This is a genomic window from Deltaproteobacteria bacterium, assembly GCA_016234845.1.
GTDB lineage: Bacteria > Desulfobacterota > Deferrimicrobia > Deferrimicrobiales > Deferrimicrobiaceae > JACRNP01.
Genome location: JACRNP010000066.1, coordinates 1 through 24,896, shown reverse-complemented (window position 1 = coordinate 24,896; position 24,896 = coordinate 1). Strand labels below are relative to the sequence as shown.

Here is a 24,896-nt window from a genome sequence, read left to right as displayed (position 1 = left end):
TGGAAGAGTACCGGACATCCTGGGATCGTCGGATGGGGAAAAAGGCGCAGTCGCTCGAAGGGACGTCGTCTTTTTCCCTCGCCGCCCGCCAGGCGGCCGTGCGGGAGACGAGGGAGAGGCGGTAGGAGGCGTGGTCCCGCAATCGCCGTGACTTCCGCAAGGGAAAGGGGGCATCCAGGGATGGAAGATAAAGGCGACCGGGTGGACCGGCTCCTCAATGCCGATTTGAAGGTGGATCGGCAGCTCGAGAGGCTGGATGACGTGCGGACCCTGACGGAGATAATCCATTACTATCGTGAAAAACGCGCGAGATCCTCCGAGATCGCCCTCGCCATCGTCAAGTACGTGAAGGAGGGGTGAGCGGGGCGGCCAGCCGCCCGTACAAATCCGGAAATTGGTGGAAGGGGGGATTCGACCGCCTGAGGCAAGTGAATATCAGGTGAGTGCCGAAGGGGGGATTTGCCATGAGGCTCCGGCCAGCCAGGCCTTCGCCCTTCCGGCCGGCTCGCCCGCCTGACGCGCTCCCGTGCGTCGCGCTTCTCCTCGCTACTCGCTCGGCGGCGGGCTCGCGTTCAAATCCCCATGGACGGCATTGGGAAAAGACTGGTGCCGAAGGGGGGATTTGAACCCCCACGTGGTTGCCCACACCAGACCCTGAATCTGGCGCGTCTGCCAGTTCCGCCACTTCGGCACGCCTTGCGCGGAAGGCAAAAAGTATAGCAAAACCTCCCGTTCCGGCAAACCCAAAATACCGACCCGATCCGAACTTCACCGCTGCGCCCCGGTGGCAATCTTCGCGGCGCCGGGTGTACCGTCTCACAAATAGCTTGAAGCACCGAGAGCGTCGATGCGCCGCGTCCGCAAGGCGCGCAAGTGAAGGCGTACCGGGAGAGTACGGCGAACTTGTGCAACGAAGCTGGAGCGGATGCAGCGGCGCTCGAATGCCAAGGTATTTGTGAGACGGTGCACTGGTATGATGAGTGATAGATCCGTTTGATGGAGAACGAGCGGTTGCGCGATCAGGCGTACTGGGAACGGTGGCTCCGGAAGAACGCGGAACGGCTGCGGGAGCGCCTTTCCACCGTCAAGGAGTGGTACCGGGAGGCGGGCGTCGAGAAGGGAGAGCGCCGAGCCTTCAAGGCCGCGCTGAAGGCGCTCGAACCGGACGGGAGACCGGCCGGAAGGCGCGGGAGGAGGCAGCCTCTCCGCGGGAAGGGACCGGTCCCCGCGTCCGATGCCACGGCGGGGAGCGCGCCCGACCGCCGAAGCGGGGACGCCGGACGGACCTTCGAGGGACGGTTGCGCTTCACCCGGGAGGGGCGCCCCCTCGTCATCCCCGAGGACCCTGCCGCCCAGGCGGTCCGCATCCCGGGCCACTCCCTGGCCGGCGCGTGGCCCAAGGACCGGGTGGTGGTGCGTATCGAGCGCCGGCGCGGGGCCGCCCCGCCCTACGGGAGGGTGGAGAGGATCCTGGAGAGGGGAATCCGGTCCTTCGTCGGTCGATACGCCCCCACGGAAAATCGATCCTTCGTCCGTTTCCGCGACAGGGAGTCCGACCTTCTCCTCGAGGCGGACCTCCCCGACGGATTCCGCGCGGACCCGGGGGAGCTGGTCCTCGCGGAGGTGACCGGTTACCCGGAGCGGGGGCGCGAGGGGCGGGCCCGCGTCGTGCGGGCCTTGGGAAAATCCCACACGATGGAGACGATCGCCCTTGCCGTCCTGTCGACCCTGGAGATCCCGGTCGACTTCCCGGAGCCCGTGGCGAAGGAGGCGGCCCTCGTCCCGCAGTCGGTCCACCCGGAACACCTCGAAGGCGGCGAACGGCGGGAGGCCGGCGGTCCCCCGGCGCGCGTGGACCGGAGGGACCTTCCGTTCGTCACCATCGACGGCGAGGATGCGCGCGATTTCGACGACGCCGTCTGCCTGTCGCCGGAGGGGGACGGCTTCCGCCTTCACGTCGCCATCGCGGACGTGGGGCACTACGTTTCACCGCGGTCCCCGCTCGACCGGGAGGCGTACATCCGGGGCACGAGCGTCTATTTTCCCGACCGGTGCATTCCCATGCTCCCGCGCGAACTGTCGGAGGGCGTGTGCAGCCTGAAGCCGGGGAAAAACCGCCTCACGATGAACGTGGAGGTCCCGATTCGTCCGGGGGGGGCGACCGGCGCCCCGCGCTTCTACCCCTCGGTGATCCGGAGCCGGGCGCGCCTGACCTACGAGGAGGTTCACGCGTTCCTGTCCGGCACCGCCGGGGACATGGCGTGGCGGAAGCCGACCGATGGAGGGATCGGAGCGGAGACGGGACCGATGCTCCGGAACATGGCGACCGCGGCCGGATGGCTCGCACTGGCGCGCTCGGCCCGCGGCGCGCTGGATTTCGATCTGCCGGAAGCGAAGGTGGCCGTGGAGGGAGGGATGCCGGTGTCGGTCGCGGCATCCGAGCGGTGGGAGTCGCACCGGATCATCGAGGAGTTCATGCTGGTCGCGAACGCCGCGGTGGCGGAGTTCCTGTCCCGCCGCGGCGACCCGTTCCTCTTCCGGATCCACGAGGAGCCCGCCGCGGAGAAGGTGGAGGAGTTCGAGGCGGTGGCGGGCCGCCTCCTCCGGAGGTCCAGGGCGACCGACCGCCGGGATGTGGCCTCCCGGCTCCAGGCCTGGGCGGATATCGCGAGGGGGGGAAAGTACGAGCGCCCCGTCCACATGATGATCCTGCGCAGTCTCATGCTCGCCCGGTACGGTCCCGAGACCAAGGGGCACTTCGGCCTGGCGCTTCCGCGGTACACCCATTTCACGTCGCCGATCCGACGATACCCCGACCTCGTGGCGCACCGGGCGCTGAAAACGGCGCTGGGAGACACGAGCCTCGCGCCGTACCTCCGGGCGCTCGCTTCGATGGGGACCGAGATCGGAACCCACCTCTCCGCCAGGGAGCGGGTGGCGATGGACGCCGAGCGGGCCGTGGAGCAGCGCGCCAAGGCGCTCTTCATGGAGGGAAAGGTGGGCCGCGTCTTCGAGGGATCCGTCTCCTCGCTGTCGTCTTCGGGCTTCTTCGTCACCCTGGCGGATTGGATGGTGGAAGGGATGGTCCACGTATCCACCCTGCGCGACGACGAGTACCGGTTCTCCGCGGACCGGATGGCGTGGGAGGGGATCTACCGGAGGCGAACGATCGCTCTGGGCGACCGTGTCCGGGTCCGCGTCCGCCGGGCCGACCCGGACCGCGGGGAAGTGGATTTCCTATATGTTGAAAAGATGACGGAAACTCCCTAAAATGAAGGCCAACCCGGGGGGACGATGCCGAAAAAAATCCTGCTCGCCGAAGACAGCATAACGATCCGGAAGGTCTTCGAGCTAGCCTTCGCCCAATCCGATTTCGCGATCACGGCCGTGGACAACGGCGAGGATGCCGTTCGCCTCGCGGGAGAGATGATGCCCGACCTCGTGGTCGCCGACATCACGCTGCCCGGAAGGGACGGGTACGGCGTCGCCGCGGAGCTTCAGGCGTCGGCCGCGACCGCGAGAATCCCCGTCCTGATCCTCTCGGGGACCATCGTTCCGATCGACGAGGGACGCCTCCGGGAGTGCGGCGCGAAGGGAGTCCTTTTCAAGCCGTTCGAAACCCGGGAACTCATGGCCAAGGTGGATGCCGCCCTGACCGCGCCGATCGAGGCCCCGCGCGCCGCAACGCCGCAGGAGCCCCCCCCGGGAGACGAGCATTGGGATTTCAGCGACGTCCTCGAGGAGGTGGAGGACGAGACCGGGAAGCCGGATGCCGTCGCCCCGGCGAGAGGCCGGGAGGGGATTCTGCCGGGATCTCTCCTGCCCGGCGAACCGAAGGGCCCTCCCATCCATTTCAAGGAGTTCGACGTTTCGATCGACGACATCGAGCTGCCGCCGCCGGCGCCCGCCCCGCCTCCGCCGGTTTCGGCGCCTCCGCCCGCGGAAACGCCCGCGATCCGGTCGATCCCGCCCGAGGAGTTCCATCTGGAAGGGTCCATCGCCGAGGACGCCCCGCCGGCGGTGACCGACCTGACCGAAGCGATGGAGGAACACGGAGAGATCGAGGAGATCGTGGACCTGGAGGAGATCCTCCGCGAAACCCCCGCCTCCGCACCGGAGGTCCCGATTTCCCCCGTCGCGGCGCCCGCGGCGGAGCCTTCCGCGGGAACGGCCGCGGTGGAAGGGGGGATCCCGTCTCTCCTGAGGGAGCAGTTCGCCGCACGCGCGGAGGAGATCTTCCGCTCCGTGGCGTCCGAAGCCGTGGAGAAGGTGATGTGGGAATTGACGGACCGGCTGACCGCGGAGTTCTCCGCGAAGATCCGCGAGTCGGTGGAAGCCGTGGCGTGGGAGGTGATTCCCGCCACCGCGGAGGCGCTCATCCGCGAGGAGATCGAGCGCATCCGGGCGCAGGCCGCCAAGCCCTCCCCCTGATCCGGTTGGCCGGCGCACCCGTCGGCGCATTCACCCCGATGGAGCCGATGCCCCCATGAAAGAGAAGGAACCCGAAAAGGACAAGGCGTACGACCCGAGCGCCGCGGAGGAGAGATGGTACGCGGCCTGGCTGTCCGCCGGCGTATTCCACGCCGATCCCGCCCGCCCGGGCGAGGCGTATTCGATCGTCATCCCTCCCCCCAACGTCACCGGCTCCCTCCACATGGGGCACGCCTTGAACATCACCCTCCAGGACGTGCTGATCCGGTACGCCCGGATGAACGGCCGCAACGCCCTTTGGCTTCCGGGGACCGATCACGCCGGGATCGCCACGCAGAATGTCGTGGAGCGGGAGCTCTCCCGGGAGGGGGTCTCGCGGCAGGAGCTTGGCCGCGACGCGTTCATCGCGCGCGTCTGGAAGTGGAAGGAGGAGAGCGGGGGGACGATCCTGCGCCAGCTGAAACGGCTGGGCGCCGCGTGCGACTGGGACCGGGAGCGGTTCACGATGGACGAGGGGCTCTCCCGCGCCGTTCGGGAGGCGTTCGTCCGCCTCTACCGGAAGGGGCTCATCTACCGCGGACGCTACATCATCAACTGGTGCCCGCGCTGCCACACGGCGCTCTCCGACCTCGAGGTCTCCTACGAGGAGAAGAAGGGGGCGCTCTGGCACATCCGCTACCCGGAGATCTCCGGGGGCGAAGGCGTCGTCGTCGCGACCACCCGCCCGGAGACGATGCTGGGCGACACGGCGGTGGCGGTGAACCCGAAGGACGAGCGGTACGCGGAGCGGATCGGCGCCACCCTGCGCCTTCCGCTGATGAACCGCCCGATCCCGCTGATCGCCGACGCGATGGTGGACCGGGAGTTCGGAACCGGGGCCGTGAAAATCACCCCGGCGCACGACCCGAACGACTTCGAGGTGGGGAAGCGCCACGAGCTCCCCTCGGTCCGGGCGATCGACGGGTCGGGAAAGATGACGTCCGACGCGGGCGCCTTCGCCGGGATGGACCGGTTCGCCTGCCGCGAAGCGGTGGTCGCGAAGCTCGCGGAGGAAGGCCTCCTGGTCCGGGAGGAGCCGTACCTCCACAACGTCGGGCACTGCTACCGGTGCCGGACCGTCGTGGAGCCGGCCGAGAGCATGCAGTGGTTCGTGAAGACGAAACCGCTCGCGGAGCCCGCCATCCGCGCCGTCCGGAACGGGGAGACCCGGATCGTGCCCGCGCAGTGGGAGAAAACCTACTTCGAGTGGATGGAGAACATCCGCGACTGGTGCATCTCCCGGCAGATCTGGTGGGGACACCGGATCCCGGCGTACCATTGCGCGTCGTGCGGCAGGACGATGGTGGAGATCGACCCCCCGGCCAACTGCGCCTCCTGCGGGTCGTCGGACATGCGGCAGGAGGAGGACGTTTTGGACACCTGGTTCTCCGACATCCTCTTCTTCTGGGTCGCCCGGATGATGATGATGGGGATCGAGTTCACGGGATCGGCGCCGTTCCGGGACGTGGTCATCCACGCGCTCGTGCGGGACGCGCGGGGCGAGAAGATGAGCAAGACCCGGGGGAACGTCATCGACCCGTTGGATGTGATCGGCCGGTTCGGGACGGACGCCTTCCGCTTCACCCTCGTCGCGCTGGCCGCGCAGGGACGCGACATCCGGATGTCGGACGACCGGGTGGAGGGGTACCGCAACTTCATGAACAAGCTGTTCCAGGCGGGGAGGTTCGTCGGGATGCACGTGGACGGGGAGACGCCGACGGAGCTTCCCCCGGCCCTCCCGGTCGTCGACCGGTGGATCCTCTCCCGGCTGCAGCGGGTGGTGGACGAGGTGCGCCGGGGCGTGGAGGAGTTCCGGTTCAACGAGGCGGGGTCCGCCTTCTACCAGTTCGTGTGGCACGAGTTCTGCGACTGGTACCTCGAGATGATCAAGCCCACCCTGTCGCCCGATGCGATGACCGGCGACCGGATGCGGCAGCGCGCCGTCCTGCTGCAGGTATACGAGACCCTCCTCGCGCTGGGGCACCCGTTCATCCCGTTCATCACGGAGGAGCTGTGGCACGCCCTCCCCGGCGATCGCGGCCTGCTCTACGACCGGCCGTTCCCCGCGTCCGACGCCGCGTGGTCCGACGCGGACGTCGAGGACGACATGGCGCACCTGATGGAAGTGATCCGCTCCGTCCGCAACATCCGCAGCGAACTGAACATCCCGCCCGCGAAGAAGGTGGAGATCCGCCTCAAGGGGCAGCCCGGGGAGCTCGCGTTCCTCCGGGACCACGAGGAGATCGTCCGGCGCCTGTCGCGCGCCGGCGGAGTCGCCTACGCGGACCCGGACTACATCCCGGTGGGGGACGCGACGGCGGTCGTGAACGACATCGAGGTGTGCGTCCCGCTGGCGGGCCTGATCGACTTCGACCAGGAGGCGAAGCGGCTGAGGAAGGAGATCGAGAAGGGGAACGCGGAACTCCTCCGCATCGCGGGGCAGCTGGGGAACGCCAAGTTCACCGCGAACGCCCCGGTCGACATCGTCGACGCCCTGCGGGACCGCGAGGCCGCGCTCGGGCAGAAGCTCGGCAAGCTCGGGAAGAATCTCGAGCTCGTCAGCCGCTACCTTTCGTGATCCCGCGGTCGGCATACGAGGAGATCGTCCGCGCCGCGCTGCGCGAGGATGCTCCGAACGGCGACCCGTTCGGGGAGGCGGTGCGCGGCGACGGGTCCGGCGTCTTCCTCGCCGGGGCCGCCGGGCTGTTCTGCGGCGGGCCGGTGGCCGGGGAGGTCTTCCGGCAGCTCGACCCGTCCGTCACCGTGACGTTCCTCCCCGAGGGCCGGCGCGTCTCCCCCGGCGACCGCCTGGGGGAGGCGTCGGGCCCCTTGGGCGCCCTGCTTCGGGGGGAACGCGTGGCGCTCAACTTCCTCCAGCGGCTCTCCGGCGTCGCGACCGCAACCTCGCGGTACGTCGAGAAGATCTCCGGGTACGGCACGCGGCTCCTCGACACCCGAAAGACCACGCCGGGGCTTCGGGCCCTGGAACGGTACGCCGTGCGGGTGGGAGGCGGGCACAACCACCGCTTCTCCCTTTCGGACGGGATCCTGGTCAAGGAAAACGGCATCCGGGCGGCGGGAGGGATCGCGGAAGCGGTGGCGACCGCCCGGAAGGCGGCGCACCACCTCCTCCGGGTCGAGGTCGAGGCGGAGGAGCTCGCCCAGGTCGACGAGGCGGTGCGCTCGGGCGCGGACGCGGTGCTGCTGGACAATATGTCCCCGGCGACGGTGCGGGAGGCGGTCCTGCGGTTCGGGGACAGGGTCTTCCTGGAGGCGTCGGGCGGCATCCACCTGGGAAACGTCGAGGAGTACGCCCGGACGGGCGTTCCCGCGATCGCGGTCGGCGCCATCACCCACTCGGCGCCGGCGCTCGACATCTCCTTCGAGGTCGCGCCGTGAGGGGTCCGGCGGCCGCGGCTCTCCTCGCGCTCTCGATCTCCCTCGGGCCGGACGCGCTCGCGGTCGACGGGTACCGGCTGTACGAATCGACCGTCGCCTCGGTGAACGGGGAGGTCCTCTTCCTGTCGGACATCGTCCGCGAGGGGTGCTTCCACCGGTGCGCCGCGATGCCGGGAAGCGAGCCGGAAATACTGTCCGCCCAGGAATGCCGGGACCGGCTGATCTCCGATACGCTCGTCCTGCAGGAGCAGCGGAAGCTCCAGCTGGGGCAGGTGGACAACATGGTGCTTGCCGCCTACGGGGCGGAGAGCCTCGAGCGGATGGGGAATTGCACTTCGTCCTGCAAGGAGGGGATCACCGCGGAACGGACCCGGGAGTGGGTGGAGCGGAAGCTCCTCATCCGGGAATTCTTCCAGCGTCGGGTCGCCGGGTTCGTGGAGGTGAAGGAGGAGGACGTGCAGCGCGAATTCAGGCTCCGCGCGGCGCGGACCGACAACGCGGCGGAACTGTCGGAAGAGCAGATCCGGGAAGAGCTGCAGGACGCCAAGGTGGCCCAGGAGATCCGAAACTGGTACACCCGCGCCGCATCGAAATCCCGGGTGGTGCTGTCGCCCCTGGAGGCGAAATGAGCGGGACCTACTCCCTGACCGTCCGTTCCACCTTCGCCGCCGCGCACCGGCTGCGGGAGTACGAGGGGAACTGCGAGCGGCTCCACGGGCACAACTGGCGGGTGGAGGTCACCGTGGAATCCGACGCTCTCGACGACCGAGGGATCGCGCTCGACTTCCGGACGATCAAATCGTCCCTCTCCGAGCTCTTGTCCCGCTTCGACCACCTGTACCTGAACGACGTCCCCCCGTTCGACGCGTTGAACCCGTCGTCCGAGAACCTCGCCCGGCACCTGTTCGAGGAGATGGGGAAGAAGACGCCCGCCCCGGCGCGCGTGGCCCGCGTGACGGTGTGGGAGTCGGACGACGCGCGGGCGGAGTACTCCCGCCCGGCCTGAAATCCCGGAAAAGTCCGGGCTATCCCTTCACGGGAAGGGAATCGTTCAGGCTCGAGAGCAGCGCCTGCAGGTCGATCCCGTGGACCTTCGCGCCGTGGTCGAGGTTTTCGTACTCCGAGAGCTGGCATTGCGCGCAGTCGATGCCGAACCGCTCGAACACGGGGATCGTCTGGGGATAGCGCCGGAGGATCTCCTCGATCTTCATGTCCTTGTGGATCATCGTCGTCCTCCCCGGGGTCGCCCCACGTCTCTTTCCGGGCCGCATGCCCATTTTACCACGGAGGGGCGTGCGCGATATCGAGGTACCGGAGGGGAGGGGCCGCCGGTATGCGGCCGTTTTTCGCCGCCAGCCGGAAGAAGAGCGCGAGCCCTTCCGCCTCGGTGTCGAGGTCGTACGAAAGGCACCGCCAGTACGCCTCCCGGAATTCCGGGGGGATCCATTCGGGGCCTCCCCACGGGTACTCCCCCCGGCGGATCGATGCCTGGGCGGACGCCTTCGCGGCGACCAGCGACGCCGCGAAGCGCGACAACGGCTCCCTCCGGATGCCCTCCCACGCCTTCCGCGCGGCGATCCACAGGGCGAACACGAACGGTTTCCCCGTCTCGTTCCACCACCATTCCCCCAGGTCGGTCACGTGCTTCGCCGTCCCGTCCAGCGACGCCCGGATCGCCTCGTCGCCGATGGCCAGGTACGCCGGATGCCGCTTCAGCGCCTCCCGCGGAGAAAGCTCCGTACGCACGAGCAGGTTCCCCCGACCGAGCGACTCCCGGAGCAGGATCTCCAGGAGGGCCACCGAGGTGTCCGAACTGCCCGTCACCGCGATCGGGTCCGACGGCAGTTCCCTCAGCGGATCGCGGGAGAGGAGCAGAACGCTCATCACCCGGGACCTGCAGGAGATCGAGATCCCGGGGCACAGGAGGTAGAGGTCGGGCCGAGCCGCGTACTCGATGGAGGAGGAAGGGGACAGGTCCAGCTCCCCCTCGCGCAGCCTGCGATTCAGGTCGGAGGGGTGGCCGTCGACGAACGAAATTCCCTCCGGCGTTCCCGCCTCCCGCAGGGCGTGGAAGATCGGGACGAGGTTCGCGTATGGGATGCGTCCGACGCGCAGCGGCCGGGTGACGGTCATTCGTACCTCAATGCCTCGATGGGGTTCAGCGACGCCGCCTTCTTCGCGGGGTACACCCCGAAGAATACACCCACCACGGCCGAGAAGGTGAACGCGACGAGCACCGACCACGCCGGGACGGAAACCGGGACCTTCGGCACCAGCAGCCGGAGCGTCCCCGCCCCGGCGAGCCCGAACAGGATCCCGCAGACGCCCCCCGCGACCGACAGGGCGACCGCCTCGAGCAGGAACTGGAGGAGGATGTCCCGGTCCCTCGCGCCGACAGCCTTCCGGATCCCGATCTCGTTCGTCCGTTCCTTCACCGTCACCAGCATGATGTTCATGATCCCGATGCCGCCGACGAGGAGGGAGATCGCGGCGATCCCCCCGAGGACGTACGTCAGCGTGTCGAGGATGGTGAAGAGGGAGGAGAGGATGGCCGCCTGGTTGGTGATGGTGAAGTCCTCGTTCCGGTTGTGCGCCCGCATCAGGAGGGACGTCGCCAGCTCCTTGGCGCTTTCGATGTCGTTGCGGTTCCGCACGGAGATCAGGATCTCGAAGAGCGAGTCGAGGTCGAAGATCTCCTGGGCGGTTCGGACGGGAACGAAGAGGATGTCGTCGATGTCGATCCCGAGGCTGATCCCCTTCCGCTCCATGATGCCGATGACGCGGAACATCGACCCGGAGACCTTCACCGTCTGCCCGAGCGCGTTGGCGTTCCCGAAGAGCTCCCGCTTGACCGTTCGCCCCAGGACGCACACCCGCCTCCGGGCGTCCACGTCCGCGTCGCTGACGAAGGAGCCGATCTCCACGCGCAGGTTCCGCACGTCGGAGAAGGGGGGCGTGACCCCGAGCACGGACACGTTCCGGGACCGGTTGAGGTAGCGCACCTCGGCGGTCCCGAACACCACGGGCGCCACCCCGGCGAAGAGGTACCCCTTCTTCTCCAGCGCGCGGGAGTCCGAAAGCGTGAGCCGGTGCTTCGCCGGGCCCATCAGGGGCGGGCCGCCGCGCGTCTCGACCTTCCCCGGGGTGACGATGAGGATGTTGCTCCCGAGGCCGGCGAACTGCGCCTCCACGTACTCCTTCGTCCCCTGGCCCAGCGACACCAGCAGGATCACCGCGGCTACGCCGATGATCACCCCCAGCATGGTGAGGCCCGAACGGAGACGGTTCGTCCGGAGGGAGTCGATCGCGACGCCGAGGAAGTCGACGCGCGTCATCCGCGGATCTCCCGGTACCGTTCCTCGCTCACCAGTCGCCCGTCGACGAGGTACACCGTCCGCCGGGCCCTCCGCGCGATGGACGCGTCGTGCGTGACCAGCACGACGGTCACGCCGTCCGCGTTCAGCCGGCACAGCAGCCCGATCAGCTCCTCGCCCGATTTCGTGTCGAGGTTTCCCGTGGGCTCGTCGGCCAGGAGGAGGGAGGGGGAGTTGACCAGCGCGCGGGCGACGGCCACCCGCTGGCGCTGGCCGCCGGACAGCTCGTTCGAGAGGTGGTCCTTCCGGTCCTCGAGCCCCACGGACCGGAGCGACTCCAGGGCGCGGCGCGCCCTCTCCTCCCGCGGGACCCCGGCGTACAGGAGGGGAAGCTCGACGTTCCGCTGCGCGGTGTAGCGGGGGAGCAGGTGGAACACCTGGAAGACGAACCCGATCTCCCGGTTCCGGAGCCGCGCCAGCTCGTCGGGGGACAGGTTCGAGACGGGCGTCCCCTTCACCTCGTAGCTGCCGGACGTGGGGACATCCAGGCACCCCAGGATGTTCATCAGGGTGGATTTGCCGGACCCGGAGGGGCCCATCACGGCGATGAAATCACCGGGGCCGATGTCGATGTCGATCCCCTCGAGCCCGACGACCTTCCCCGCCCCCGCCTCGTAGATCCGGGTCACCCCGCGCAGGCGGAGGAGCGGATCAGTTCCGGACGCGGATTCCAACCCGGCTCCCGGGAGAAAGCTCCTTGATCTCGAGCGTGGTGACGACGTCCTCCCCCTCCCGGACGCCGGACACGACCTCGGTGCGGTCCCAGTTGGAGATTCCGGTCGAGAGGTCCCGGCGCTCCACGCGCTTCCCCGCGACGACGTAAACGAACTTCTTTCCGTCCCGTTCCATGACCGACGCCGAAGGGATCATCAGGACGTTGTCCTTTCCCCCCGTCAGGACCTCCACGTCCACCGACATTCCCAGCCGAAGCGGCCGCGGCGCCGAGGCGAGCGACACGAGGATCGTGTTCGCCCGCGAGACCTCTTTCGACGCCTCGACCGTGGGCCTCACCTCGGATACCTTCCCCGTGAACGGCTCGCCGCGGAACGCCTCGGGGAGGAGGCGCACGGACTGTCCGACCCGGACCTTCGCGGCGTCCGCCTCGTCCACCTGGGCCTCCACGTGGATCCTCGAGGGGTCGGCGAGCACGAAGAGGGGGGATCCGGGCAGCTTGTTCTCGCCGATCTCGGCGCTCTTTCTCGTCACGACGCCGGAGAACGGCGCGACGATCTCCAGCTTCGCACGCCGCGCCGAAAGCGCCTCCACCCTCGACCGCGCGGCCCTCTCCTGGCCGCGACGGGAGTCGATCTCGCGGTCGATGGCGCGGAGGGACGCCTCGCCGGCGGCGGCGATGCGGGACTCCTCGACGGCGTTGGCCAAGAGCGTCTCCGCAAGATCCAGCTCGGACCGGGAGGCGAACCCGTCCCGGAACAGCTCCGCCATCCGGCGGTGGTCCTCGCGCGCCTTCCGGACGTTGTTCTCCGCGCGACCCATCTCCGCCCGGACCCGCTGCGCCGCCTCCTCCCGCCGGGCCTCCGACTGGAGAAGGCCGTCCCTCGCCTGCGCCTCCTCGGCCCGGGCGCCTTCGATCTGCCGGGAGAGCTCGGGGTCGTCGATCCGGGCCAGGAGTTCCCCGCCGGACACCATCGTCCCTTCCTTCGCGCGGACCAGGACGATCCGGCCTCCGGTCTCCGTCGAAAGGACCGACTCGAGGGGGGATTTCACGGTGCCGGCGGCGACGGCGGGGGTGATCTCCTCGACGCGGCCGTACCGGACGGCGTACACGTCGACCTGCACCTCTCCCGACAGGCGGAAGTAGGCGACTGCCGCCGCCGCGGCGACGGCAAGCCCCGCCGCGGCAAAAATCCCTCGCCTCGATGTCCATCCGCGCCTCACGATTCGTCAGTGTACCATGCGGCATCGAACGCGATGGATGGCCAACTTGACGAGCGGGTCCGAAATCCCAATAATGGTGGGGCAGATTCCCCCCGGAGGTACCCGATGGACTATAAGTCGTTGAAAAAATTCGTCCCGGAGAACGCGGCGAAGGTGATCCCGGCCGGCCATCCCGCCTGCCCGGTCAACGGACGGGACGTTTATAAAACGTTATCCGCCCACCGGACCATCGTGATGGCGTGCAATATCCGCATACCGCTGGTGATCCCCGGGATCATGCGCGCCGCCCGGGAGCTGGACGCCATCGTGGCGTTCGAGCTGGCCAAGAGCGAAGGGGACCTGAAAGGCGGATACACCGGCATGACGCCGGGGATATTCGTCGAGACGATCCTGGCGGCGGCGAAGAAGGAGAATTTCTCCCTGCCGTTCATCATCCACGGCGACCACATCACCGTGAAGAACTCCACGGAAGCGGAGGTCGAGGGGGCCCGCGCGCTGATCGCGGCGGAGCTCGCGGCCGGGTACACCAGCTTCGCCATCGACGCCTCCTTCAACGAGATCCCCGACAACGCGCGGATCACGGCGGATCTCTCCCGCCCGATCGCGGCCAGGGGCCTGGGCCTCGAGGTGGAAGTGGGCGAGATCAAGTCGGCCGGCACCGAGGCGCAACTGTCCACCGTCGAGGAGGCGGTCGAGCTCATGGAACGGCTGGCCGCGGCCGGGGTGTCGGCGGACCTGCTGGCGATCAACAACGGCTCCAAGCACGGCAACTACCTCGAGGGGGAGAAGATCTCGATCGACCTCGAACGGACCGGACAGATCTACAAGGCGATCCACGGGCGCTTCGGCGCCTCCATCGCCCAGCACGGCATCACCGGGACGCCGCTGCACCTGGTCGGGAAGTTCGCCGAGTACGGGATCCGGAAAGGCAACGTGGGGACCCAGTGGCAGAACGTGGCGCACGCCGGGCTCCCTCCCGAGCTGATGGGGAGGATGCGCGCCTGGGCCAGGGAGGCGGGGAAGGACATCAAGTTCGCCACGAAGCAGTTCAAGGCGGAGATCGACGCGGTCCCGGCGGAGGCCGCCGCGCGGATCGAGAAGGCGGCGTGCGACGAGGCGAAGGCGCTCTTCAGGGCGTTCCGGGCCGAGGGAACCGCGAAGATCGTCGCCGAATCCGTCACAGGCGTGAAGTAACAGCGGTATTATCGTGCGGGTCGTCGCCGGGAAGTGGCGAGGGCGACCGCTTCGCGCACCGCGCGGGGAATCCGTCCGCCCCACGACCGGCATGGTCCGGGAAGCGGTTTTCGGCATCCTGGGGGCCCGGGTGGAGGGGGCGAGGGTTCTCGACCTTTTCGCCGGGACGGGGGCGATGGCGATCGAGGCGCTCTCCCGGGGTGCCGCGGAGGCGGTCCTCGTGGAGTCCTCCCGGAAGGCCGTCACCATCCTGAAGGGGAATCTCGATTCGGTCGGCGTTTCGCCGGGCACGGTGATGGCGATGGACTACCGGGCGGCCCTCCGGAAGCTCGCCGCCCGTGGGGCGAAGTTCTCGCTCGTGTTCGTCGACCCTCCGTACGGGAAGGGGATCGTCGGAGAAAGCGCCGCGGAGCTTGCGCGGCACGGCGTCCTGTCGGCGGGGGCGGTGGTGGCGGCCGAGCGGGCGGCGCGCGACCCCCTGGACCGGATGCCGGGGGGCTGGGAGCTGCTCACGGACCGAAAGTACGGTGACACGCGCGTGACCCTGTACGAGGTCGCCGGGACGTCCGGAGACCCGTCATGATCGAGACTTCGAAGGAGAACCGATGAGGACCCTGGCCGTATACCCCGGCTCGTTCGATCCCCCGACGTACGGGCACCTGGACATCATCGAGCGTTCCTCGAGGGTGTTCGCGAAGGTGGTCGTCGCCGTCGCGCTCAATATCCGGAAGAACGCCTTCTTCACGCCGCGGGAGCGCGTCACCGCGCTCCGCGCGCTGACCCGGCAGTGGGGGAACGTGGAGGTCGACTCGTTCACCGGCCTGCTGGTCGACTACGCCCGCCAGCGCGAGGCGCACGTGCTGGTGCGGGGAATGCGCGCCATCTCGGACTTCGAGTACGAGTTCCAGATGGCCCACATGAACAAGAAGCTGGCGCCCGAGATGGACACCGTCATGCTGATGACGGGGGAGCGGCACTCGTACATCAGTTCGAACATCGTGAAGGAGATCGCGATGTTCGGCGGGAAGATCGACGACCTGGTTCCGCCCGTGGTCCGCGACATGGTGTTCAAGAAGCTGAAAGGAGCGAAACGGAAATGAAACTGGCGAAAAGAGTGGGGAAGATCCAGCCGTCGCCGACGCTGGCGATCACGAACAAGGCCAAGCAGATGAAGGCGCAGGGGATCGACGTGGTCGGATTCGGCGCGGGCGAGCCCGATTTCGACACGCCGGACCACATCAAGGCGGTCGCGAAGAAGGCGCTGGACGACGGGTACACCAAGTACACCCCCGTCCCGGGGTCGCCGGAGCTGAAGGACGCGATCATCGCGAAGCTCAAGCGGGACAACGGGCTGGAATACAAGCGCGAGAACATCATCGTCTCCCTCGGGGCGAAGCACTCGATCTACAACGTCGCCCAGGCGTTCCTAGGGGAGGGGGACGAGGTGATCATCCCGGCGCCGTACTGGGTGTCGTACCCGGACATCACGCTCCTGGCGGACGCCACCCCGGTGATCGTGGAGGCGAAGCAGTCCACGGGGTTCAAGATCACCCCCGCGCAGCTCGAGAAGGCGATCACGAAGAAGACGAAGCTGTTCGTGCTGAACAGCCCGTCGAACCCCACCGGCGCCGCCTACACGAAGGCGGAGCTCGAGGCGCTGGCGCACGTGATCGTGAAGAAGGACATCACCGTGCTGTCCGACGAGATCTACGAGAAGCTGGTGTACGACGGCTTCGCGTTCGTCTCCATCGCCTCCCTGGGCGAGGAGATCCGGAAGCGGACGATCCTGGTGAACGGCCTCTCCAAGTCCCACTCGATGACCGGTTGGAGGATCGGGTACGTGGCGGCCGACAAGGATCTCGTGGCGGCGATGAACAACATCCAGAGCCAGAGCACGAGCAACCCGGTGTCGTTCTGCGACAAGGCGTCGGTCGAGGCGCTGAACGGCCCGCAGGATTTCCTGAAGGGGTGGGTCGCCGAATTCGACAAGCGGCGCCGGTACATCACCGACCGGCTCAACCAGATGCCGGGCGTGTCGTGCCTCCTCCCGCAGGGGGCGTTCTACGTCTTCCCGAACTTCTCCGGGTGCTACGGGAAGAAGACGCCGGCGGGCAAGGCGATCAACGGCTCCTCCGACCTGGCGGCGTACCTGCTGGACGACCATAAGGTGGCGGCGGTCCCCGGCGTCGCGTTCGGCGACGACGCGTGCCAGCGGCTCTCCTACGCCACGTCCATGAAGAACATCGAGAAGGGGATCGACCGGATCGAGCAGGCGGTCAAGTCCCTCGGCTGATACTCGGGCCCCCGCCGCATCCCCTGCGGGGAGCGTACGTAGCAGGGGGGTCCCCTGAGCGTAGCAGCCAGCGCGGAACCGGCGGAGAACCCGCGCTGTTGACGGTGAGGATGTGATTCGGGCGAAAAGGCCGGCCGAAGGACGGGGGACCGCATGCCACGTTCGCTGTTCGGAGACGGGGAGCCTGGCGGCGGATGCGAACGGGGAGCCCCCCTGCGAAGTAGCTCCTCCATGCATTAACGGCAATAGCGGGGGCTTACAGCGGTCTCTTTCCCGTCCGTTTGAACCGGAAGTAGTCCGCGAGGACCTTCGCGTGGTCGAAGGCGATGGGGGAGGGCAGGTCGCCCTCCCCGAAGAGGCGCGCCTCGGCCGCGTCGTCGCCGCCGTCCGGCGTTCCGGTCGCCGTTCCCACGTAGACCGTGGTGATCGTGTGGTGGCGGGGGTCGCGGGCCGGGTCGGAGTAGACACCCAGCAGCGCCGTCAAGGCCACCGACAGTCCGGTTTCCTCGAATGCCTCCCGCACGGCGGCGGCCTCGACCGTTTCGCCTACGTCGACGAACCCGCCGGGGATCGCCCACCCTTCCGGGGGGTTTTTCCGGCGGACCAGGACGACGCGGTCGCCCACCTCGATGATCACGTCGGCGGTGGGGAGCGGATTGCGGCGTTCCATGTTATAAATTCTAATATGAATTTCGGCAATCCCGCGGCGATATTCGTGTCTTCCTTCATCATCGGCCTCTCCGGGGCGATGATGCCCGGGCCGCTGCTGGCCGTCACGGTGAAGCACACCTCCCGCAGGGGTTTCGTCGCGGCGCCGCTGCTCGTCCTCGGCCACGCCATCCTCGAGGCGGGGCTCGTCTGCCTCCTGCTGTTCGGGCTCCTGGAGTGGATCAAGGGGGACGCCGCGGTGACGGCGATCGCGCTGGTCGGGAGCGCGATGCTCCTCCACATGGCGGTGGGAATGGGCCGGGAGGTCCGCACCCTGAGGCTCGGCGTCGCGGAGGGAGAGATCGGCGCCGGGGACGCGGGGACAGGGGGAGGCGCGAGTGCCTTGCGCCCGGTGCTGGACGGGATCGTGACCTCCGCGTCGAACCCGTATTGGTCGCTGTGGTGGGCGACGATCGGCCTCGGGTACCTCCTGCTGTCCCGCGGGCAAGGCACGGCGGGCCTGCTCGCCTTCTTCACCGGGCACATCCTGTCCGACGCCGCGTGGTACCTGTTCGTCGGGACGGCCGTTTCGGCCGGGCGCGGCTGGTTCACCGACCGGGTGTACCGGGGAGTCGTCCTCGCCTGCGCGCTGTTCCTCGTGTTCTTCGCCCTGTCCTTCGGCTATTTCGGCGTGACGCGCCTCATCCGTTCCCTGTGATGTCCAGACCAATGCCGCGGAGGCCGAAACCATGAAGGCGGTCGTGATGGCGGGAGGCTTCGGGACGAGGCTGCGCCCGCTCACCGAGAAGCTGCCCAAGCCGATGGCGTACGTCGCGAACCGGCCGATGATGGAGCACGTCGTCCGCCTGCTCGCGAAGGGCGGGATCACCGAGCACGAGGTGCTCCTCTACTTCTACCCCGAGAAGATCAGCGCGTATTTCGGGGACGGCGAACCGTGGGGCGTCCGGATGGGGTACATCACGGCGGAGGCCGATTACGGCACCGCCGGGGCGGTCAAGAACGCCGAGGAGCGGCTCTCCGGGACGTTCCTCGTCATCAGCGCGGACATCATCACCGACTTCGACCTCTCCAGGGCGATCGAATTCCACCGGGAGCGGAAGGCGGCGGTGACGATCGTCCTGACCCGCGTTCCGAACCCGCTCCAGTACGGAATCGTGCTGACCGAGGAGGACGGCCGGATCATCCGGTTCCTCGAGAAGCCGACCTGGGGCGAAGTCTTTTCCGACACCATCAACACGGGGATCTACATCATCGAGCCGGAGGTGCTCTCCCTCATCCCGCCGAAGAAGAACTTCGACTTCAGCAAGAACCTCTTTCCGGCGATGCTCGCGCGCGGCGACCGGCTGCTCGGCTACGTGGCGGAGGGGTACTGGAAGGACGTCGGGAACCTCGACGAGTACCTGAACGTCCACCTCGACATCCTCGCGGGAAAGGTCCGGATCGACTTCGACGGGAGGAAGGCGGGAGAACGGTCCGTGTGGATCGGCGGGAACACGAAGGTGGATTACACGGCGGAGCTCGAAAACGTCCTCCTGGGGAAGGATTGCGTCGTCGGGTCGGGCGTCGAGCTCGCGAACGTGGTCGTCGGGGACGGTTGCGTGGTGGAGGACGGCGCCGTCATCCACTCCTCCGTCCTGTGGCCGAGGGCCTCGATCGGGAAGGGGGCGCGGATCCTCGAGAACATCGTCGGTTCCGACGCCCGGGTGAACGACGGCGCGTTCCTCGCCGAGCGGGCGGTGGTGAGCGACCACTGCAGCATCGGCAAGGAGGCGGTGGTCAAGGCCAACGTCAAGGTCTGGCCGCACAAGGTGGTGGAGGACGGGGCGGTCCTCTCCTCCTCGCTGATCTGGGGGGAGAAGTGGGCGCGCTCGCTCTTCGGCGCCTACGGGATCGTCGGGCTGGCCAACATCGAGATCTCCCCGGAGTTCGCGGCGAAGCTCGGGGCGGCGTACGCGGCGACCTTCGGCCGGAAGGTGGTCCTCTCCACCAGCCGCGACAGCCACAAGGTGTCGCGGATGATCAACCGGGCGATCATGACCGGGATGCTCTCCGTCGGGGTGGACGTGCACGACTACGGGGTCACGCCGCTGCCGGTGGTGCGGTACCTCTCCCGCTCCCACCGCGACGAGCGGGGCGGGGTGCACACGCGCAAGAGCCCCTTCAACCCGTCCTTCGTCGACCTCAAGTTCTTCGACGACTCGGGGCTGGATCTCCCGATGGGGATCGAGAAGAGCATCGAGAACCTCTTCTTCCGGGAGGATTTCGTCCGCGCGGAGATCGAGGAGACCGGGAGCATCACGTTTCCCGTCGGCGGCTTCGACCTGTACGTCGACGGGTTCCTCAAGTCGGTCGACGCCCGCGCCGTGGCGGAGCGGAAGTTCAACATCGTCCTCGACTACTCGTACGGCTCCTCGTCCGTCATCTTCCCGCGGATCCTGGGCGGGCTCGGGGTGGAGACGGTGGCGCTCAACGCGATCCTCGATCCGGGGCGCATCACGCGTACCCAGGAAGAGTTCGACAAGGGGATGCACCACCTGGCCGCGATCTCCCGCTCGCTCGACGCCGACCTCGGGATCATGCTCGACACCGGCGGGGAGAAGATCTTCCTCGTGGACGAGAAGGGGGACATCCTCCCCGACGCCGTGGCGCTCCAGGTGGTGGCCCTTCTCGCCTGCCGGCAGGCCCGCAACGGGAAGGTCGGGGTCCCGGTCACCGCGTCCCGGAACATAGAGAAGATCGCCGCCCGTTTCGGAATGGAGGTGATCCGGTCCCGGACGCTGCCGCGGTCCCTCATGGAGGTCGCGGCGCGCGACGGGGTCGCGTTCGCCGGCGACGGCTCCGGGGGATTCGTCTTCCCCGGATTCCAGCCCGCCTTCGACGGGATGTTCGCCGCCGTCAAGATCATGGAGCTTCTGGCCGCCGAGGGACGCGGCCTCTCCGACATCCTCCGGGAGATCCCGCCCACCGAGCTGATCCACCGGAAGGTTCCGTGCGCGTGGGAGCACAAGGGTTCGCTCATGCGGATGCTGACCACGCACGCGAAGGAGAAGCCGAGCCAGTTCGTGGACGGCGTCAAGGTGTTCGAGGGGGAGGACTGGGTGCTCGCCTACCCGAGCCAGGACGAGGCGTACTTCCACCTCGTGGTCGAAGCCGACGACCGCCGCGTCGCGGAGCAGCTCTCGGCGCGATACGCCGACCTGTTCGTCGCGTGGGGGAAGCGGCTTTGACCCCGGAGCGCCCGCTTCGCGTGCTCGTGATGGAAGTCGGGCCGCTCGCGGAGAACGCGTACATCGTGGAGCACCCGGCGACCGGAAAGGCCGTGGTGGTGGATCCGGGGGACGAGGGGGAGGAGATCCTCCGGCACCTCTCGGAGCGCGGCCTGGTCCTCGAGAAGATCCTGCTGACGCACGGCCATTTCGATCACGTGGGGGGCGTCCGTCACCTGAAGGAAAAGACCGGCGCGACGATCCACATCCACCCGGAGGAGGTGGACCGGATGCGGGGGGCCAGCCGCCAGGGCGCCATGTTCGGCATCGGCGTACGGCCCCCCCCGGCGCCGGACGTCCTTCTCGCGGACGGCGACACGGTGCCGTTCGCGGACGGGAAGTTCGATGTCCTCCACACCCCGGGGCACACCCCGGGGCACGTCACGTACCTTGCCGCCGGGATGGCGTTCGTGGGCGACCTGATCTTCGCCGGTTCGATCGGCCGCACCGACCTCCCGGGGGGATCGTACGACGACCTGATCCGCGCGGTGCGGGCGAAGATCTTCACGCTGCCCGACGACACGGTCCTGTTCCCGGGGCACGGGCCCGCGACCACGGTGGGCGAAGAGAAGCGGAGCAATCCATTCTTCACGGGGGGATCTTGAGGCCATGACCACGCTCTCCGGCAGGGAGATCGTCCTCGGGGTGACCGGGGGGATCGCGGCGTACAAGGCGTGCGAGATCGTCCGCGATCTGCGGAAGGAAGGCGCGAACGTCCACGTCGTGCTGACCGCCTCCGGGAGCCACTTCATCACGCCGCTCACCCTGCAGACGCTGTCGAAGAACCCGGTCCACACCGACATGTTCGATCTCATCAGCGAGTCCGAGATCGGGCACATCTCCCTCGCGCAGCGGGCGAACCTCCTGATGATCGCGCCGGCCACCGCGAACATCATCGGGAAGATCCGGAACGGGATCGCGGACGACCTCCTCTCCACGGTCACGATGGCCACCGCGGCGCCGGTCCTGCTCGCCCCCGCCATGAACAGCCAGATGTACGCCTCCGCGGCGGTGCGCGAGAACGTGGAGACCCTCCGGGACCGCGGCGTGACCTTCGTCGATCCCGACGAGGGGGAGCTGGCGTGCGGGACCGTGGGTCCCGGACGGCTGGCCGACACGGGGAAGATCGTGGAGATGGCGAGGATCCTCCTCGCCGAGAAGATCCTGGAGGGGAAGAAGGTGGTGGTGAGCGCGGGCCCCACGGCGGAGGACATCGACCCGGTCCGGTTCCTGACGAACCGGGCCACGGGCAAGATGGGGTTCGCGATGGCGACGTCGGCGCGGAGGTTCGGGGCGGACGTGACGCTCGTGGCCGGGCCGGTCCTCCTGCCGAACCCGCCGTTCCTGACGACGGTCCGGGTGCGATCCGCGAAGGAGATGATGGGGGCGGTCGTGTCCGCCGCCGAGAACGCCGACGTCGTCGTGATGGCGGCCGCGGTCGCGGACTTCCGCCCGGAAACGCAGGCGGAGCAGAAGATCCGGAAGGAGCGGTTCGGCCGGAAGGTCGACCTCGTTCCGACCGAGGACATCCTGGCTACGCTGGGCGGCTCGAAGCGGAGCCGCGTCCTCGTCGGCTTCGCCGCCGAGACCAGCGACCTCGCCGGCAACGCCGTCGGCAAGCTTCGGAGGAAGAACCTGGACGCGATCGTCGCCAACGACGTCTCCCGCCCGGACATCGGATTCGCGTCCGACAGCAACGAGGTCCGCGTCTACTTCTCCGACGGCACCGCGCTCGACCTGGCCATGGCCGCCAAGGACGCCATCGCCTCCGCCGTCTGGCGGGCGGTCTGCAGAAAGTTCCTCCCCGCATGAGCGGAGGCGTTTCCCGGAAGCTGCTGGCGGCGTGGCTCCGGGAGGTGGGGATGGACTATCTTCCCGCTCCTCCCCGCGGGACCGCTCCCCGGAACGCCGATTCGCGCGCGCCGACGCCTTCGCCGCCCGGCGGGGAGACGCTGGACGACATCCGGGCGGAGCTCGCGGGCTGCCGGGGTTGCCCCCTGTGCTCCGGCAGGAGCACCGTCGTCTTCGGAGTCGGGAATCCGCGGGCGCGGCTGATGTTCGTGGGAGAAGGACCCGGCGCGGAGGAGGACCGGCAGGGGGAGCCGTTCGTCGGCGCCGCCGGGAAACGGCTCGACCGGTGGATCGCCCGGATCGGCCTCCGGCGCGAGGACGTCTACATCGCCAATATCGTGAAGTGCCGTCCTCCCGGGAACCGGGTGCCTTTTCCCGAGGAGGCGAAGTCGTGCAAGCCGTTCCTCGCGCGCCAGATCCGCGCGATCCGTCCGGAGGTGATCTGCACGCTCGGGGCGACCGCGCTGAACCATCTCCTCGACGTCGAGGAAAAGATCACGAAGGTCCGCGGCCGCTGGAGGGCGCTCGACGGGATACCCGTCCTTCCGACGTACCACCCCGCCTACATCCTTCGGAACGCCTCCGGCGAGCGCGAGGTGTTCGAGGATTTCGAGGCGATCGCCCGGCGCCTCTCCCTGCCCGCCCCGCGATGACGGAATCCCGCGCGGAAGGATCGAACCGTCTGCCCGATGTCCGGGTGAGCCGAAAGGGGGAGGAACGGCTCCGTCACGGGCACTCCTGGGTATTCGGCGACGACCTCCGGGAGGTCCCGGAAGGGATGCCTCCGGGACAGTGGGTGCGCGTCCTTTCCCGGTCCGGGGAGTTTCTCGGCACCGCGACCGCCAACCTCGGGTGCCGCCTCGCGTTGCGCCGCGTGTCCCGCGGGGAGGCCATTCCCTCCCGCGTCTTCTTCGAATCGAGGCTCCGGGGCGCGCTCGACCGCCGCGCGTGGGCCGGGATGGGGGACGAGCGGGCGCTGCGCCTGGTCCACTCCGAGGGCGACTTCCTCCCCGGGCTGGTCGTGGACCGGTACGGCGGCGTCCTCTCGGTCCAGTTCCTGACCGCCGGCATGGAGTCCGCGCGGGAGGAGATCCTCGACGCGCTCGAGGGGGTGCACGCGCCGCGCCTGATCTACGAACGTTCGGAAGGGGGCGGACGCCGCCTCGAGGGGCTCCCGGAGAGAAGGGGAGCCGTCCGCGGGGGCGGCCCGCCGATGGAGGAGGTCGAGACCGACGGCGTGCGGTTCCTCGTGGACGCGGAAGCGGGCCCCAAGACCGGGTTCTTCCTCGACCAGCGGGAGAACCGGAAGATCGTTCGCCGCCTCGCGGACGGGGCGGACGTCCTGGACGGTTTCTGCGCGGCGGGGGGGTTCGGGCTGTACGCCCTCGCGGGAGGCTCCCGCAGCGTGCTGGCGATCGATTCGTCGAAGGCCGCCGTCGCGGCGGCCGGGGAGAACGCGGCGAGGAACGGCTGCGCCGACCGGTGGCGCGGCGAGGCGGCCGACCTGTTCCAGGCGCTCCGGGACCTCTCGGTATCCGGTCGGAGGTTCGACCTCGTCGTGCTGGACCCTCCTTCCTTCACCAAGTCCCGCGAGGGGCGCGACGGCGCCATCCGCGGCTACCGCGACATCAACCGGCTGGGGATGTCGGTCCTCTCCCCGGGAGGGCTCCTGGCCACATCGTCTTGCACGCAACTCGTCGATGTGGCCAAATGGACGGAGGCCCTCCGTGACGCCGCGTCCGACGCGGGCGCGGACCTTTCGCTGGTCGCCTGGGGAGGACAGCCGCCGGACCACCCGGTGCTGCTGTCGGTCCCCGAAACCGGGTACCTGAAGTTCGCCGTATACAGGAAACTTGCGCAGTGACCGCTCGCTTCCGGATCCTCTTCGCAGCCGTTCTTCTTCTGGTGGCGCTCCCGTCCGGGAACGTGCTCTCCGCCGAGCCTTCTCGTCCGAAGGTGCTGGTGGCGACCATCGCCGCCCCGATCGGCCCCGTCACGGCCGACTACCTTGCTTCGGTGATCGAACGCGCGGAGGCGGACAACGCCGCGCTCCTCGTGATCGAGCTGGACACCCCCGGCGGGCTCGACACCGCGATGCGACAGATGGTGCAGGGGATCATCCAGTCCCGCGTCCCCGTGGCGGTGTACGTCTCCCCGTCGGGAGCGCGCTCCGCCTCGGCGGGGGTCCTGATCACGCTCGCCGCCGACGTGGCCGCGATGGCCCCGGGCACCAACATCGGCGCCGCGCACCCGGTCAACCTGGGAGGCGGATCGATGGACAACACCATGTCGCGGAAGGTGGAGAACGACGCCGCGGCGTACGCGCGCTCCCTCGCCGTCCGTTCGGGGCGCAACGCCGACTGGGCCGAGAGCGCCGTGCGGGAGAGCGCCTCCCTCTCCGGGAAGGACGCCCTCGAGAGGAAGGTGATCGACCTCGTGAGCCCGTCGCTGGCCGACCTGCTGGACCGGGTCGACGGCCGCACG

The 24,896-nt window shown here is 68.6% G+C and carries 24 protein-coding genes and 1 tRNA gene; 18 read left to right on the top strand and 7 right to left on the bottom strand.

Annotated features, from left to right (window positions below; translation table 11 throughout):
- Nucleotides 1–180: 180 nt before the first annotated feature.
- Nucleotides 181–360 carry a hypothetical protein gene (locus tag HZB86_05460; protein ID MBI5904980.1) on the top strand — a complete coding sequence of 60 codons (180 nt, stop codon included), beginning with the start codon at nt 181–183 and terminating at the stop codon, nt 358–360.
- Between the two features lie 244 nt (nt 361–604).
- Here the strand turns inward: HZB86_05460 and HZB86_05455 are convergent.
- Nucleotides 605–691, bottom strand: a tRNA-Leu gene (locus tag HZB86_05455).
- A 305-nt stretch (nt 692–996) separates the two neighbouring features.
- Here HZB86_05455 and HZB86_05450 point away from each other — a divergent pair.
- Genes HZB86_05450 through queD form a run of 6 tightly spaced genes read left to right on the top strand, consistent with a single transcriptional unit; the run spans nt 997 to nt 8,875 of the window.
- Entirely contained in the window at nt 997–3,270 is a 2,274-nt protein-coding gene (locus tag HZB86_05450) for a VacB/RNase II family 3'-5' exoribonuclease (GenBank protein ID MBI5904979.1), read from the top strand.
- Nucleotides 3,271–3,294: 24 nt separating this feature from the next.
- Nucleotides 3,295–4,431, top strand: coding sequence for a response regulator (locus HZB86_05445; protein ID MBI5904978.1), 1,137 nt, complete (start codon nt 3,295–3,297; stop codon nt 4,429–4,431).
- A gap of 55 nt (nt 4,432–4,486) precedes the next feature.
- Nucleotides 4,487–7,048, top strand: coding sequence for a valine--tRNA ligase (locus HZB86_05440; protein MBI5904977.1), 2,562 nt, complete (start codon nt 4,487–4,489; stop codon nt 7,046–7,048).
- Entirely contained in the window at nt 7,045–7,869 is an 825-nt protein-coding gene (gene nadC / locus HZB86_05435) for a carboxylating nicotinate-nucleotide diphosphorylase (protein MBI5904976.1), read from the top strand. Before HZB86_05440 ends, nadC begins: the two co-directional genes overlap by 4 nt.
- Entirely contained in the window at nt 7,866–8,498 is a 633-nt protein-coding gene (locus HZB86_05430) for a hypothetical protein (protein ID MBI5904975.1), read from the top strand. Before nadC ends, HZB86_05430 begins: the two co-directional genes overlap by 4 nt.
- Nucleotides 8,495–8,875, top strand: coding sequence for a 6-carboxytetrahydropterin synthase QueD (gene queD, locus HZB86_05425; protein MBI5904974.1), 381 nt, complete (start codon nt 8,495–8,497; stop codon nt 8,873–8,875). The genes HZB86_05430 and queD overlap by 4 nt, the downstream gene beginning before the upstream one ends.
- Nucleotides 8,876–8,894: 19 nt before the next feature.
- Here the strand turns inward: queD and HZB86_05420 are convergent, their stop codons facing one another.
- From HZB86_05420 to HZB86_05400, 5 genes are read right to left on the bottom strand one after another with little or no spacing between them, the layout of a single operon-like run.
- A complete protein-coding gene (locus HZB86_05420; protein ID MBI5904973.1) occupies nt 8,895–9,095 on the bottom strand; it encodes a DUF1858 domain-containing protein in 201 nt (66 codons plus the stop codon).
- Between the two features lie 52 nt (nt 9,096–9,147).
- A complete protein-coding gene (locus HZB86_05415) occupies nt 9,148–10,002 on the bottom strand; it encodes a menaquinone biosynthesis protein (GenBank protein MBI5904972.1) in 855 nt (284 codons plus the stop codon).
- Nucleotides 9,999–11,204, bottom strand: a complete 1,206-nt coding sequence (locus tag HZB86_05410; GenBank protein ID MBI5904971.1) for an ABC transporter permease — start codon at nt 11,202–11,204, stop codon at nt 9,999–10,001. Before HZB86_05410 ends, HZB86_05415 begins: the two co-directional genes overlap by 4 nt.
- On the bottom strand, nt 11,201–11,917 hold the full coding sequence (locus HZB86_05405) for an ABC transporter ATP-binding protein (GenBank protein MBI5904970.1): 717 nt from the start codon (nt 11,915–11,917) through the stop codon (nt 11,201–11,203). Before HZB86_05405 ends, HZB86_05410 begins: the two co-directional genes overlap by 4 nt.
- The gene (locus tag HZB86_05400; GenBank protein ID MBI5904969.1) at nt 11,895–13,139 is read right to left on the bottom strand and encodes an efflux RND transporter periplasmic adaptor subunit; all 1,245 of its coding nucleotides are present in this window, start codon (nt 13,137–13,139) and stop codon (nt 11,895–11,897) included. The genes HZB86_05405 and HZB86_05400 overlap by 23 nt, the downstream gene beginning before the upstream one ends.
- 105 nt (nt 13,140–13,244) lie before the next feature.
- Here HZB86_05400 and HZB86_05395 point away from each other — a divergent pair, with 105 nt between their 5' ends.
- Genes HZB86_05395 through HZB86_05380 form a run of 4 tightly spaced genes read left to right on the top strand, consistent with a single transcriptional unit; the run spans nt 13,245 to nt 16,626 of the window.
- Complete coding sequence (locus tag HZB86_05395; protein ID MBI5904968.1) at nt 13,245–14,333, top strand: class II fructose-bisphosphate aldolase; 1,089 nt, start codon at nt 13,245–13,247, stop codon at nt 14,331–14,333.
- A 13-nt stretch (nt 14,334–14,346) separates the two neighbouring features.
- Nucleotides 14,347–14,916, top strand: coding sequence for a 16S rRNA (guanine(966)-N(2))-methyltransferase RsmD (gene rsmD, locus HZB86_05390; protein MBI5904967.1), 570 nt, complete (start codon nt 14,347–14,349; stop codon nt 14,914–14,916).
- A gap of 22 nt (nt 14,917–14,938) precedes the next feature.
- Nucleotides 14,939–15,433 carry a pantetheine-phosphate adenylyltransferase gene (coaD, locus tag HZB86_05385; GenBank protein ID MBI5904966.1) on the top strand — a complete coding sequence of 165 codons (495 nt, stop codon included), beginning with the start codon at nt 14,939–14,941 and terminating at the stop codon, nt 15,431–15,433.
- Nucleotides 15,430–16,626, top strand: coding sequence for a pyridoxal phosphate-dependent aminotransferase (locus HZB86_05380; GenBank protein MBI5904965.1), 1,197 nt, complete (start codon nt 15,430–15,432; stop codon nt 16,624–16,626). The genes coaD and HZB86_05380 overlap by 4 nt, the downstream gene beginning before the upstream one ends.
- A gap of 256 nt (nt 16,627–16,882) precedes the next feature.
- On the opposite strand, the gene HZB86_05375 is transcribed toward HZB86_05380, so the two are convergent.
- Nucleotides 16,883–17,296 (bottom strand): NUDIX hydrolase, encoded by a 414-nt coding sequence (locus HZB86_05375; GenBank protein ID MBI5904964.1) that lies wholly within the window; start codon nt 17,294–17,296, stop codon nt 16,883–16,885.
- Between the two features lie 15 nt (nt 17,297–17,311).
- Here HZB86_05375 and HZB86_05370 point away from each other — a divergent pair, with 15 nt between their 5' ends.
- The 7 genes from HZB86_05370 to HZB86_05340 form a co-directional block, all read left to right on the top strand.
- On the top strand, nt 17,312–17,992 hold the full coding sequence (locus tag HZB86_05370; GenBank protein MBI5904963.1) for a LysE family transporter: 681 nt from the start codon (nt 17,312–17,314) through the stop codon (nt 17,990–17,992).
- A gap of 31 nt (nt 17,993–18,023) precedes the next feature.
- Nucleotides 18,024–20,522, top strand: coding sequence for an NTP transferase domain-containing protein (locus tag HZB86_05365; GenBank protein MBI5904962.1), 2,499 nt, complete (start codon nt 18,024–18,026; stop codon nt 20,520–20,522).
- Nucleotides 20,523–20,551: 29 nt separating this feature from the next.
- A complete protein-coding gene (locus tag HZB86_05360; GenBank protein MBI5904961.1) occupies nt 20,552–21,166 on the top strand; it encodes an MBL fold metallo-hydrolase in 615 nt (204 codons plus the stop codon).
- A gap of 4 nt (nt 21,167–21,170) precedes the next feature.
- Nucleotides 21,171–22,373 (top strand): bifunctional phosphopantothenoylcysteine decarboxylase/phosphopantothenate--cysteine ligase CoaBC, encoded by a 1,203-nt coding sequence (gene coaBC / locus HZB86_05355; protein ID MBI5904960.1) that lies wholly within the window; start codon nt 21,171–21,173, stop codon nt 22,371–22,373.
- On the top strand, nt 22,370–23,065 hold the full coding sequence (locus tag HZB86_05350; GenBank protein MBI5904959.1) for a uracil-DNA glycosylase: 696 nt from the start codon (nt 22,370–22,372) through the stop codon (nt 23,063–23,065). Before coaBC ends, HZB86_05350 begins: the two co-directional genes overlap by 4 nt.
- A 44-nt stretch (nt 23,066–23,109) precedes the next feature.
- Nucleotides 23,110–24,276, top strand: coding sequence for a class I SAM-dependent rRNA methyltransferase (locus HZB86_05345; protein MBI5904958.1), 1,167 nt, complete (start codon nt 23,110–23,112; stop codon nt 24,274–24,276).
- On the top strand, nt 24,273–24,896 hold a 624-nt coding region (locus HZB86_05340; protein MBI5904957.1), incomplete at its 3' end, for a nodulation protein NfeD. The genes HZB86_05345 and HZB86_05340, both read left to right, overlap by 4 nt.